The organism is Arenibacter sp. F26102 (assembly GCF_023015865.1).
Taxonomy (GTDB): Bacteria; Bacteroidota; Bacteroidia; order Flavobacteriales; family Flavobacteriaceae; genus Arenibacter.
Genome location: NZ_JALKBC010000006.1, coordinates 55574 through 69434 on the forward strand (window position 1 = coordinate 55574; position 13861 = coordinate 69434).

The following is a 13861-nucleotide window of genomic DNA, read 5'->3' on the forward strand; positions in this document are numbered from 1 at the left end:
AATTATCTTCTAATTAGTTTGATTAATAGTGACACTTACCACATTCCAATCCACCCATTTGAGCGGCCGTAAGTTTATCAACCCCGTATTTTTTGGAAAGTTCAGAATGAATCTTTTCATAATACGCGTTACCCTCCACCTTAACATTGGTCTCACGGTGACAATTAATACACCAACCCATAGTTAACGGAGAATATTGATACATAATTTCCATTTCCTCAACAGGTCCATGACATGTCTGACATTCAATACCTGCCACAGAAACGTGCTGCGAGTGATTGAAGTATGCAAAATCTGGAAGATTATGAATCCTCACCCATTCCACCGGTTTGGATTCACCAGTATACTTCTGATTTTCCTCATCCCATCCTACAGCCTTGTACAATTTTTTGATTTCACCCGTATAGAATTCATTGGTATACCCATTTGCCAAATCTTCCTGACTTGGACCTTCTGGATTTCCTTTGTATTCATAAATGGATTTATGACAGTTCATACACACATTTAAGGATGGTATCCCTGAAGTCTTGGATACCCTTGCAGAAGAATGACAATATTTACATTCTATTGCATTATCACCGGCATGTATTTTATGTGAATAATGAATAGGCTGTATTGGAGCATAACCTTGATCCACACCAACCTGCATCATCCAACCATAAGCAAAGTAAGCACTGCCCAATAATAGGAATATAGAAAATACTAGTACCAAAAATTGATTTTGCGCAAAAGCCTTCCAAATTGGCGTCCTTTTCTCGGCCAATTCTTTTTCCAATACCACACCGTTTGCTTCAGCAATACGTCTCAAGGTTTTGTTCACCAAGACAAGCATCATCACCAACATGGCAAAGACCAATGCCAAGGCACCCAAAATTATTTCATTGGAAATTCCAGAGGAACCCCCACTGCCTTGAGCAGCACCATCAACAGCTACAGGTGTTGCAGCTACCACTGGAGGCGCATCGGTATATGCTAAAATATCATCAATATCCTGATTGGACAATAACGGAAAAGGTGTCATTGCCGCCTGATTGTACTCATTGTAAATTTTCAAGGCGTCGGCATCCCCGGCTTTGATCATCGCAGGACTGTTCTTTACCCACTGATAAAGCCACTCCTTGTCATACTTTTCAGTAACCCCTGCCAAGGCCGGACCGGTCATCTTCTTGTTTAAAGAGTGACACGCGGCACAATTCTGGTTAAACAGCTGTTTACCCTTAGCAGCGTCACCTTCACCCGATGAAGCGGCGACAGTTTCTTGAGCAAGAAGGGAATTTGAAAGCAGTAATACTACTACCAGACTGACACCTAAAACTTTAGAAATTAGATTGCGGTATGGAACCTTTTTCATATTAAAAATATTTCTATCGAATGTTTGGCATGATATTTATACATTCAAAATAACAATTGGAATAACCATGCTCAAATTGATGGCAAAAATACACATTAGACTTTATTTGGGAAATGTTAAGGTATTGATAATTCACAATTTATACCAATTCTAAATAAAAATAAAATCTTTTGATTGATTCTTAATAATTTACATTTGTAACGTCTAAAATTCTTAACATAAAAACCCTATGAAAACCATTCCTTTTTCACTTATTTTAGCTTGTTCCGCTTTTTATTGCAACGCACAACAGGGCAATATCAATATTCAACAAGACGAAAAAATCACGGACTTAATGGGAATCTATAAATCTGTAAACGAAAGTAGCAGTCATTACAGGATCCAAGTTGGGTTTGGCTCCTTTAGGGAAGCTGAAATCCTAAAGGCAAATGTAGACAAGGATTTCCCTACTTGGCCTACCAAAATCGATTTTGAATCCCCCAGTTACCGGGTTAGGATAGGCAAGTTCAAAACCCAATTGGAAGGGGAGCGAAAACTTATTGAGGTAAGGCAAAAATACCCGAGTGCCATGCTCTTAAAACCAGAAAAAGCGACCAATTAGGTCGCTTTCTCTTTTTAAATTCTTTTTATAAATTATTTCAGGCTATTTCAACTTCTTTTTAACAGCCACTTCCTGGAATGCTTCTATGACATCCAATTCCTGTATTTCGTTGTAATTCTTAATTTGCAAACCACAGTCATATCCTTTGGCAACCTCTTTAACATCATCTTTAAATCTCTTAAGGGAAGAGAACTCTCCAGTGTAAATAACCACACCATCCCTAATTAATCTAATATTAGAATTTCTAAAGATCTTACCACTGGTAACCATACAACCCGCAATGGTACCGATTTTGGATATCTTAAAGGTCTCACGGATTTCAGCAGTACCTGTAATCTCTTCTTTCATAACAGGAGACAACATACCTTCCATTGCATCTTTAAGATCGTTGATAGCATCATAAATAATAGAATACATTCTAATATCTATTTCCTCTTTTTCCGCAACCTGTCTGGCATTACCCATTGGTCTTACGTTAAAACCTATGATAACCGCATCGGAGGCAGATGCCAACAACACATCGGATTCCGTAATAGGTCCAACCGCTTTATGGATAATGTTCACTTGTATTTCATCTGTGGACAACTTCTGGAACGAATCTGTTAAAGCCTCTACAGACCCATCCACATCCCCTTTAAGGATAATGTTCAATTCTTTAAAGTCTCCAAGCGCAATACGTCTTCCTATCTCGTCCAAGGTAATATGACGTTGGGTCCTAACCGATTGTTCCCTCAATAATTGGGAACGTTTGGTAGCAATCTGCTTGGCCTCACGTTCATCCTCAAGAACGTTGAATTTATCTCCAGCCTGTGGAGCTCCATCCAATCCTAAAATGGATATTGGTCGCGATGGCCCTACTTCCTTAATACTGTTTCCACGCTCATCCTGCATGGCCTTAACCTTACCACTGCAAGTTCCTGCCAATACATAATCACCTATTTTCAAGGTACCTGCCTGAACAAGAATAGTTGAAACATATCCTCTTCCCTTATCCAAAAAGGCTTCCACCACAGTACCTGAAGCCAACTTATTAGGATTGGCCTTAAGTTCAAGAAGTTCTGCCTCCAGAAGTACTTTTTCCAACAACTCCTTAACTCCAAGCCCGGTCTTTGCCGAAATATCGTGCGACTGAATTTTTCCACCCCAGTCTTCGACCAATAAGTTCATTTGCGCTAGACCGTCTTTAATCTTCTCAGGATTGGCCGTAGGCTTATCTATTTTGTTTATTGCAAAAATTATTGGAACCCCTGCCGCTTGCGCGTGGCTAATGGCTTCTTTGGTCTGGGGCATAATATCATCATCTGCCGCTACCACAATAATTGCTATATCCGTTACTTGGGCACCACGGGCACGCATAGCCGTAAAGGCCTCGTGACCTGGGGTATCCAAAAAGGAAATCATTTGTCCGTTATCAAGTGTAACCCCATAGGCGCCTATGTGCTGTGTGATACCTCCACTTTCACCCGCAATAACATTTTCCTTTCTTATATAATCCAGTAAAGAAGTTTTACCGTGATCCACATGTCCCATAACGGTAACAATAGGAGCTCTTGGCTGCAAATCTTCCGGAGAATCTTCATCCTCTACAATACTCTCCTCCAAGTCCGCAGTTACAAATTCAACTTCATAACCAAATTCATCGGCGACTATGGACAAAGTTTCAGCATCCAATCGTTGGTTCATGGTTACCATGATACCAAGTGACATACAAGCCGAAATAATTTTGGTAGTTGGCACATCCATCATTGTTGCCACTTCACTGGCTGTAACGAATTCTGTAACCTTTAATATTTTACTTTCAAGTTCCTGTTGTTCTAGGTCCTTTTCCGTTTGCTGACGGTGTTGATCTCTCTTATCCCTTCTATACTTGGCACCTTTTCCTTTTTTGGATTTTCCTTGAAGTTTTTCCAAGGTTTCCCTTACCTGTTTTTGTACATCTTCCTCGGTAGGCTCTACCTTGGCACTGGATACAAAACGTTGTCCGGGAGCTCTTCTAACCACTGGACCACGTCCTTTGGCAGCAGGCGGTCTACTTGTAGAACTGTCACCAGGCTTACTTACTATTCGTTTTCTTCTCTTCTTCCTATCGGCAGCATCTCCTGCTTTTGGAGCTTCTTTTTTCTTTTTGGGTTTTTCGAATCTGGTAAGATCAATTTTATCCCCCATAATCTTAGGCCCACTAAGCTTTTGATATTTAGTGGCTATAACCTCATTCTCTCCTGTGGATTCCCCCTCTACGGCGGACGCCTCTTCCTTTTTATCTTCCTTAACTTCTTTAACCTCCTTAACCTCTTCAGGCTTAACAGATTCAGGCTTAACAACTTCTACCTTTGGAGTTGCTTCTTCCTTTGGAGCTGCTTCTTCCTTAACTTTGGGCACTTCCACTTTTTCATGAACTTCTGCCTTCACCTCTTCTTTGGATTCCTGTTCTTTGGAATCCTTAGAAACAACTTCCTCCACTTTTTCCGGAGCCTTTTGAGGAGCCTTTTCTGGTTCCTTTTCCGGAACAACCTCTTCTTTTTTAACTGGTGCAACTGGAGTGGTTTTCTTACCTGCGTCCAAATCTATTTTTCCAACAGTTTTTGGCCCTACAAGTTCCACTCGACCCTTGATGATATTATCTCTCTCGGCCCTCTTTTCCCTTGCAAGCCTTTTCTCCTCTTGCTCTTGCTCCAATTGTAATCGTATAGCTTCCTTTTCCTTCCGCTTTTCTTCACCCACCTCTTTGGACGCAACTTTCTTGCTCATGTCCGTCTGGAACTCATCCAACAGAACTTGATATACCTCATTAGATATTTTAGTGGTAGGCCGTGCATCTATATCATGCCCTTTGGACCCGAGATAGTCTACCGCCCGGTCCAATGAAATATTAAGTTCTCTTAGGACTTTATTAAGCCTTATCGTTGCATTATCCGCCATAAAAAAAAATTCCTATTCTTGTAATTTACTGCTAATATATAGTTTAATCTTCTAATTCTTCCTTAAGAATTCGCACAACTTCCAAAATTGTTTCCTCTTCCAAATCGGTTCTTTTTACCAAATCAGCAACATCTTGTTCCAAAACGCTTCTGGCCGTATCCATACCAATTTTCTTAAATTCTTCAATGATCCAAGCTTCAATTTCATCGGAGAACTCTGTTAGTTCCACATCTTCCTCAACACCTTCACGGAAAACATCGATCTCATAACCGGTCAATTGTCCTGCCAACCTAATATTATGACCTCCTCTACCTATCGCCTTGGAAACCTCCTCTGGTCTAAGATATACTTGAGCAGTCATTTTCTCATCGTTCAATTTCACAGAAGAAACCCTTGCAGGACTCAATGCCCTTGTAACCAATAACTGTGGATTACTGGTCCAGTTTATAACATCGATATTCTCATTGCCCAATTCACGGACAATTCCATGTATCCTAGACCCCTTCATACCTACGCAGGCCCCTACGGGATCAATACGATCATCATAGGAATCCACAGCCACTTTGGCTTTTTCCCCTGGTATCCTTACTGCTTTCTTAATAGTGATCAAACCATCAAAAACCTCTGGGATTTCCTGAAAGAAAAGTTGCTCCAAAAACAAAGGAGAACTTCTGGACATGATTATGGTAGGCTTGTTGCCTTTTAGCTCAACACTTTCTATTATACCACGTACATTATCCCCTTTCCTAAAGAAATCGGACGGTATCTGTTTGTCTTTTGGCAAAATTATCTCATTTCCTTCGTCATCCAAAAGAATAATTGCCTTATGCCTTATATGATGCACCTCTGCGGTATAAATCTCACCTTCAAGGTCCTTAAATTGTTTATAAATTGTAGTATTATCGTGCTCGTGTATCTTAGAGATAAGATTTTGTCTTAAAGCCAGAATAGCTCTTCTCCCAAGATCGATCAATTTAACTTCTTCGGATACATCCTCACCAACTTCAAAATCCGGTTCTATCTTTCTTGCTGCCGAAAGCGAAATCTCCTCGTTTGGATCTTCCACTTCTCCATCCTCAACCACTACCCTGTTTCTCCAAATCTCCAAATCCCCTTTGTCCGGGTTTATAATGATATCGAAATTGTCATCGGAACCAAACTTCTTCTTTAACGCATTCCTAAAAACATCCTCCAAAATCGCCATTAGCGTTACCCTATCTATGAATTTATCATCTTTAAATTCTGAGAAAGATTCGATTAGCGCAATATTTTCCATTTTTGAACTACAATTAAAATTTTAATACAACTTTAGCTTCTTTAATATCAGAAATAGCGATTTGCTGCTTTTTCTGAACCGTAATTTTCCCTTTTCCTATGGGTTTGGGTTCCCTATCTTTCCATTCCAAGGTAATACTATCCTCTGATGCCTCTGTTAACTTACCCTCGAATTCCATATCCTGGGTCTTAACTTCAAGCTTTCTTCCTAGATTTTTTGCGTACTGCCTAGGTAATTTGATCGGTGCGGCTGCTCCTGCTGAAGCAACTTCCAAGGAAAAATCCTCTTCCTCCCTGTCCAAATTATGCTCTATGGCACGACTTACATTCATACAATCCTGCAAAGTAACACCATGATCACCGTCCAAGGTTATCCTTATCTTATTATCCGCGGTTACGGAGAAATCCAATAAAAAAAGTGATTGATCCTCCTTTAACGCCTCTTCTAAAAGTGCAGTAACTTTTTCCTTCAACATATACTTCGGTTTTATTAAACACCTGCTTTAAATCTGAAATCGACATGCCTCAGAATATAACTTAAAGCTGTTCTTTTACCGTACCGTTTAAATAAAGTATAGTAATAAAAGAGGGGACAAATTGTCCCCTCATGAATACTTTATATTCTTTCAGCACGGCAAATATACATAATTTTTAGATTCTACAATAATCTAAGTTATTTATTCTAAAAAAGATACGTAAAATTCCCGCTCTCCATTTAGGGTCTATCCTCTAATTTCCCCACCCATGACAAAACCGCTACCTCCACATTTCAAGCTGATTCTTCACCTTGACACCTGCTCTTTTCGGTAAAATTTTTATTTCACGCACTTCTATACACTGTGGTACAAAAAAATAAATAGTGCAAAAATAAAATCAATCACAATTTACGAGTCCATCCTAATCCGACCCAATCCAATTAATTGGCAATCTCCCTTTTTCGACCAAATTCTTGATGTTTTGCTAAATTACCATCATACATTGAGTAAAATCAAGGGGTTATTAATAAGGATTCAACATATTTTTAGACTACGAAACAAGATAAGAGTCCGATGACAAATTTAACAAAACTGTTCAGCCTTTTGATGATGTGCCTCATTAGTTGCAACGTTCTTGCGCAAACGCCTTTTGAGAATCCCATAAAAAAAGAGCCGCGCCTCAACTCCCCATTAGTTGAAACTTCTCCCTTTGTTTTCCAAAACAAATTATACCTCTTGGAAAACAACCAACACTTCTGGGATGTGGAAGGGGCCAAACCGGGAGATTATTTTCATAAAGATGAAATACCAATAAGGGACCTCGAATCGGGGAAAATAATTACTGTTCCCTTAAGAAATCATGGTTTCGGAACAGTATTGACCTGGAAGGACACCGTCTATGTTTTCGCCGGTAACTACGGAAAGGAAAAACCTTGGCGTCAAATGACAGAGATAACCATGACCAGTTCAAAAGATTTGAAAAATTGGTCAAAGCCCCGAACTGCATTTAGGGCCACGGGAAAAGAGTTCTTTTTCAACACCGCGGTATGCAGGGGAAAGGATAAGTTTATACTGCTTTACGAGACCAATGACCCCAAGTGGAAACCTTTTATGTTCAGATATTTGGAATCGACAGACCTGATTAACTGGAAGGAAATTCCAGATGCCATTTATGGAACCAACAAATATGTAGGTGGTCCTGCTTTATACTATGAAGGGGGCTGGTATTATACCCTATACCTGGAGGCACTTAATAAATCATGGGAAACGCATATTACGCGCTCAAAAGATTTGATTAATTGGGAGGATGCACCGGCTGACAGGCCTTTCGTTACTTTTGACCCAACCCACTTTAACATGCCTTTGACCGATCCCAAAATCAGTGAAAACAATGCTTCCGATGTGGAACTGTGTTATTTTAAAGGGAAAACTATTCTTTATTTTACAGGAGGAAATCAACAAATTGCTGGCGATTTGCAAAGGGCTACTTATGAAGGAACCCCTAAGGAACTATTCGAACATTTTTTCGAAGAGAGCAGAGTAAACACTGAAGCTCCTCCTGAGCACAAAGGCAATTGGACACCTGTTCTTACCGCTCCTCAGGAACAAACAATGAATGGAAAAAGCCCCACATTTGAGGTAACCAATAAACCTACCCCACAACAACTTGCATATCAGGAAAGGCAATTAGGTGCATTTATTCATTATGGCCCTGCAGCCTATATTGAATCCGACATGATGTCCGTACCCGCTGCCGAGGTTTTCAATCCTTCCCAATTGGATGCCGAGCAATGGGTTAGAACAGCCATATCCTTTGGCGCCAAACATATAGTTTTAACAGCCAAACATCATAATGGCTATTGCCTGTGGCCAACCGAAACTACTGATTACTCTATAAAAAAATCACCTTGGAAAATGGGCAAAGGCGATGTTGTTGCTGAATTTGTAAAAGCTTGCCGGAAATACAATATCGAAATTGGCCTATATGTATCAGGAGGCGATAAGCATTTTGGATGCAATAGTACTCCAGACCCCCAGGGCGAAAGAAAAATTATAGGGGATATTCACAGGTATTTTCCTGTATTTATGGAACAACTAAGAGAACTATTGACCAACTATGGCGAGATATCATACCTTTGGTTCGATGGCGCCTACGACCCCTTTGGATGGGACGTAATGGACCCTAAAACCATGCAACCACTTGGAACTGCCTATGGAGATGCCATCCACTCCATGGTAAAGCATTTACAACCCGATGCAGTAATTATGGGAGGCACAAAACCGGATGTTAGGTGGTCCGGAAGTGAACAAGGTTGGGCCACTTATCCCTTAGAAAATATTGTAAGACCAGGAGATGGGCTGGAAATGTGGGTGGGCCCTCAAAATGCAGGCTGGATTCCCGCTGAGGCCAACCTACATACCAGAAGCACCTGGTTTTGGACACCGGATTCGGACAAAACATTGCGGGATATTCCTTTCTTAAAGAATGTATATTTTGAAACCATTGGCCGTGGCGCCAACCTGCTTGTCAACATGACACCGGACATCACTGGCCTTATTCCCGAGGCTGAAGTAAAGCGATTATCCGAATTTGGTAAAACGCTGGAAGAGACTTTTGCAACACCTTTAGGCAGTACCTCCTCAATAGTTGATCAACCCAACAACCAACTTGTAATTGATTTGTACAAAAAGCAAAAAGTAAATCTACTGGTCCTGGAGGAAGATATAAAACATGGCCAACACATCAATACCTACAAAATTGAAGCGTACGTTGATATGCAATGGCAAACTATTGCAGAAGGCCAAAGTATAGGCAGGAAGCGCATTCAAACTTTCCCTGCAATCAAATCCACTAAACTTCAACTTACTTTGGAAGGGGAAGATGAAAGGATGTTTATTAAAAATTTTACAGTTTATTTTTCGGAAAAATAAACTGTAAAATTAGAATCAATTAAGAAAACCGGATGAAAATAAGGGACTTAAGTCGTATCTATCCATTTTATGGCCAAATATTCACCTTTATAGCTCGAATTAATGGATTATTGTGCGCCACCTTGACTTATAAGCACCCTTCGTTTATATACCTCTAAAATTGTTCTATCAGAGCCCAACTCCATATCATCCTCCGAGAAACTGGTAAGATAAATCTTTTGTTCACTCCTGCGCTTATAATCATAAGTAAGATAAATAGTCCCATCAGCCGTTTGTTGACCATCTGGGTAGGAAACGTCTTTTCTTTGGTCCAGCAATAATCCATCGGACCATGTAAACCCATCATCTTTAGAAATAAAAGCCATGAGGTGAGATCGTCCAATTTTCATATCTATTGGCCCATGTTTTACTAGCAATAGATTTCCAGAATTAAGTCGATAAATAAAGAATCTAGCCGTTGGATGTTGAATTTTGGAAGGTATTAGTGGGGTCCATGAATACCCCTTGTCCTTTGAAATACTTTCTCCTATTCCATATGTGGTACGAACAAGCATCCATAATGTTCCATCCTTTCTTTCAACGATCATGTGTTCATCAGCATTACGCGCTAATTCTGGAATGTTAACAGCTCCCCGCACTTGCCAGCTTTGCCCATGATCAACTGATACAACTGCTTTTGCGCCATCGTTTATTTGCCATGTTGAAACTGGTAAAACCCATTCACCTGTAGATAACACGATTGGCTTACACATCATAATACCATCAACAATTCGTTTAGGGATGGGCCAAGTTGGATTACTTTCTTCCGCATCATCAATAGTCAAAACCCAGACACCTGTATTAATGCCATCGTAATGCTTATCCATCTCCTTATGAATTGATTGAGACCAAAAAATCCAGAGTTTACCTGCAGGATCAATCCATATTTCTGGATCAAAAGCCCTAACAGGACCCTGTTTATCAGAATCTATCACAAGTACTTCTTCCCAGGTTTGCCCATTATCCCCACTAGTAGAAACAACTACATAATTATTAGCATCTTCCCCTGGTGTTATTCCGGAATACCATGTTGCCCACATTCGCCCTTTAGCGCTAACAGCGAGGCTAGAAATACCAGTAAATTTTCTGTTTTCGAGTGAATAATACTCCACGGATGATGGATTCTTTATTAATTTGGGCGGGTCAAGGAAGGTTTTATCCCTTTGACCTAAACACAAATTATGCAACATTGTGGTTATAAGTAATAGGTAGCAAACTTTTAAATTCATCATATTTTTGTTTTTATAAATCAAACATTTGAATAATCGCCAAGGCGTAATAGTTACTTTTCCGTCATGGCCCTAACGTTAAAGTAGGTGCCAACAAGTTCGCTTTTCCAATGATCGTTAGGGTTGGTGCGGGAATACACTACCAGCAAAATGTCCGGGGCTACTTCCGTCACTGAAACATAATTTCCGCAATCTGGGGGATAAAGATCGTTGTAAAATGGTATTATAGGCCCCCAGGTATCGCTCTCTCCTATGTTAAACATCATCCAATTGCCAGGCCTACCATAGGTCAAGGCCGTAATTCCATTTTTCATTAGAGCTGCATCTGGCCAAACACCATGAGCAGTTATGGGATCCGGGATACTCCAATTTTTACCACCATCAACGGATACGCACTTATAAATAGGTGTTTGTTGTCCAAAACTGAAAGGCATTTTATTATCCCAATCGTTGTTATTAAAACTACCCAAAGAGGCCTGATAACTGGCACCCGACCGCATAAAGCAGTTAATCTTACCATCTGGAAGAACCAACAGGGATGCTTCATTAAAACCTTCGCCCCTATTATCTTCTGACATATCAAAGGCCACCGTTGATAAATAATGCCAGGTCTTACCTCTATCCGAGGATTTAAGAACAATATCACGAAATTTATTCTCAATGGTGTTCTTGATGCCATTTCTGAGATACATACTCATAAGTAGGCTGCCATCATTGAGCCCAACAATATTACGGCATAAAACGCCTGACCAATCCTTATATCTTTCAGGCAAATAAATTTTGGCAGGATCACTAACTCTAGTTAATCCATTATCCTTTGAACGAAAAAAGTTAGCTTCCAGAACACCCTCCTCCTCAGTCTTTTGCAAAGAAACCTCGGGTCTTCCTGCGCTAGTGGAACCACCTGCGGCATTATCCGATTGAAACATGACCACTTCCCCTTCTGGTCCCGGAAACTGGTAGGTAGAGTTTTCCAGAATATGGGGAACCTGTTGCCAGGTCTTTCCACCATTATTGGAACGCCTGTCAAATACCTGAATATCTCCATTGTTGAATTTGAAAACACTGCCAGCAGGGCAGAAAAATTCTTGTTCGGGAACAATCACATGGGTTTCACCTCTGATCACCTTAATCCCCGGAACATAACTGACCCTTGACTTGACCTTCTCATAATCAGGATTAAAATCATAAGCCGATGTACCTATAGTGCCAGGCTTTTCTCTTTGGTGTTTCTGAGCTAGTGCCATTGTAGAGGAAAAACTTAATATTACGAGGCATAGAAAAAAGTTAATTCTCGATAAATTATATAAATTCATAATGGTACTCCTTTATTAATTTGATAGCTTCTTTATACAACACCATGTTGACACTCCATGCAAAATAACATTTTTAATTTAAACGATTAAGCGAATTTCATAAAGGGATCTCTCTTTTACCTTTGAATAAAGGTGGAAATATAATATGAAACACTGCATATTCCAACTTTCATAGATTTTTTATACCATCAGAGAAGGTATATTTGATCAAGAAATCCCCATACGGGACCATTTATGGCATACATTCAAAAGGAAAATTATATTTTCAAATTAATTAAAAACAACACTTCTTGCCCATCAGTTTTTTACGAGTAAGTTGTTGGAGGATAAAAAATATTGAAAAATTATTAAGGTATTAAATATAAAAAATGACTCTTCCATGAGCAGGAAATTGGATAACCTCATCACAGAAGATTGACAAAGAAATGCAACCGTTCAACGCCCTAATTCCAGCGCATTCATCTTCCTTTAAAGAATCCCCTTTTTAAGGTCCCTCCACAACAATACCAAAAAATGAAGCTAATAATCTATAACCGATTTATCTTGATACCCAAAATTCAGTACCTTAACCCTCAGGATTTTAGTTCTAAATTAGTCAATGAGTAAAATAAACTTAATATAGAATGAATTGGACCCGTAGAAAATTTGTGAGTACTGCATTTATGACAACTTTAGGCGGTATATGGTTAAGTAGAGGCTTTGAAAATCTGCCTTTTAATGACCTTGAAAATAAACTGCCCGGTGGCTTTTGGCCAGTAATGATGACCCCCTTTAACGAGGATCTATCTATTGATTACCAAGGATTAAAAAGACTAATTCAGTGGTATGAAGATTCTGGGTCCACGGGCTTATTTGCAAATTGTGGTTCCAGTGAAATGTACAATCTCAGTGATCAAGAACGCATAGACCTTACGAAGTTCGTAGTTGAACACACCGAACTTCCCGTTGTGTCCACCGGAACATTTTCTGCCCAAGTGACGGAAAATGTAGATTTTGTAAAGAAAATTTATGATACCGGAGTTAAGGCTGTCGTTTTAATTCCCTCCGTAATGGTCGGAAAAGAGGAAATGGATTCTGAGCTACTAAATTCCTTTGAAGGTATAATGAATCAAACCGGAAATATTCCCTTGGGGATTTACGAGTGCCCCAGTCCCTATTCTCGGAATATCAGTCCTGAAATGTTGGACCAGCTCCAAAAAACAGGAAGGTTTCTATACTTTAAAGATACTACCTGCAATGCAGCTTTGGTCGCCCAGAAGATAGAGATAACTTCCAATTCTTCTTTAGGTATTTACAATGCACATTCTCCGGATGTATTGCATTCTATTAGACATGGAGGCGCGGGCATATCCTGTATTGCAGGCAATTATTACCCAGAATTGTTTTCTTATTTGTGGCAAAACGGAAGGGCTAAAGAGGTTTCGGAATCTGTGAAAAAAGTCAATGATTTCATCCTTGCGAACAAATCAGTTATCGGTAAAAAATATTCCATCGGCGCCAAATATTTCATGAACTTGCGAGGCCTAGATTTGACCATAAACAGCAGGAAGAATACCTTGCCCTTGGATAATTCGGATAAAGTCCGTTTGGAATTCCTCTGGAAGGAGCTTTCAGCTTTATGCGAAGACGTAGAGATAGATCTTGTGACCTACGGCTAAGACTAAAAGGCGAAAAATATGTTGGAATAGATTGCCATGGTACTCGATTATAATGAGGTCTAATCC

At 39.8% G+C, this 13861-nt stretch carries 9 protein-coding genes; 3 read left to right on the forward strand and 6 right to left on the reverse strand.

The window, feature by feature from the left end; all coding sequences use genetic code 11:
* Positions 1 to 22: 22 nt before the first annotated feature.
* Positions 23 to 1351 (reverse strand): c-type cytochrome, encoded by a 1329-nt coding sequence (locus MWU78_RS10125; RefSeq protein ID WP_246997539.1) that lies wholly within the window; start codon positions 1349 to 1351, stop codon positions 23 to 25.
* Positions 1352 to 1580: 229 nt separating this feature from the next.
* Here MWU78_RS10125 and MWU78_RS10130 point away from each other — a divergent pair, with 229 nt between their 5' ends.
* Positions 1581 to 1952, forward strand: coding sequence for an SPOR domain-containing protein (locus MWU78_RS10130; protein ID WP_246997541.1), 372 nt, complete (start codon positions 1581 to 1583; stop codon positions 1950 to 1952).
* Positions 1953 to 1994: 42 nt separating this feature from the next.
* On the opposite strand, the gene infB is transcribed toward MWU78_RS10130, so the two are convergent.
* From infB to rimP, 3 genes are read right to left on the reverse strand one after another with little or no spacing between them, the layout of a single operon-like run.
* Positions 1995 to 4871, reverse strand: coding sequence for a translation initiation factor IF-2 (infB, locus tag MWU78_RS10135; protein ID WP_246997544.1), 2877 nt, complete (start codon positions 4869 to 4871; stop codon positions 1995 to 1997).
* Between the two features lie 43 nt (positions 4872 to 4914).
* The gene (gene nusA / locus MWU78_RS10140) at positions 4915 to 6147 is read right to left on the reverse strand and encodes a transcription termination factor NusA (RefSeq protein WP_103443077.1); all 1233 of its coding nucleotides are present in this window, start codon (positions 6145 to 6147) and stop codon (positions 4915 to 4917) included.
* 13 nt (positions 6148 to 6160) lie between these two features.
* Positions 6161 to 6622 (reverse strand): ribosome assembly cofactor RimP, encoded by a 462-nt coding sequence (gene rimP / locus MWU78_RS10145; protein WP_246997546.1) that lies wholly within the window; start codon positions 6620 to 6622, stop codon positions 6161 to 6163.
* Positions 6623 to 7195: 573 nt separating this feature from the next.
* On the opposite strand from rimP, the gene MWU78_RS10150 reads away from it, so the two are divergent.
* Positions 7196 to 9553 carry an alpha-L-fucosidase gene (locus tag MWU78_RS10150; RefSeq protein WP_246997548.1) on the forward strand — a complete coding sequence of 786 codons (2358 nt, stop codon included), beginning with the start codon at positions 7196 to 7198 and terminating at the stop codon, positions 9551 to 9553.
* A gap of 107 nt (positions 9554 to 9660) precedes the next feature.
* Here MWU78_RS10150 and MWU78_RS10155 read toward each other — a convergent pair whose 3' ends face one another.
* Together MWU78_RS10155 and MWU78_RS10160 are read right to left on the reverse strand one after the other, a co-directional pair.
* On the reverse strand, positions 9661 to 10824 hold the full coding sequence (locus MWU78_RS10155) for a sialidase family protein (protein WP_246997550.1): 1164 nt from the start codon (positions 10822 to 10824) through the stop codon (positions 9661 to 9663).
* Positions 10825 to 10874: 50 nt separating this feature from the next.
* Positions 10875 to 12068, reverse strand: coding sequence for a sialidase family protein (locus tag MWU78_RS10160; RefSeq protein WP_246997552.1), 1194 nt, complete (start codon positions 12066 to 12068; stop codon positions 10875 to 10877).
* 692 nt (positions 12069 to 12760) lie between these two features.
* Here MWU78_RS10160 and MWU78_RS10165 point away from each other — a divergent pair.
* Positions 12761 to 13795 (forward strand): dihydrodipicolinate synthase family protein, encoded by a 1035-nt coding sequence (locus tag MWU78_RS10165; RefSeq protein WP_246997554.1) that lies wholly within the window; start codon positions 12761 to 12763, stop codon positions 13793 to 13795.
* The last annotated feature ends 66 nt before the right edge of the window (positions 13796 to 13861 follow it).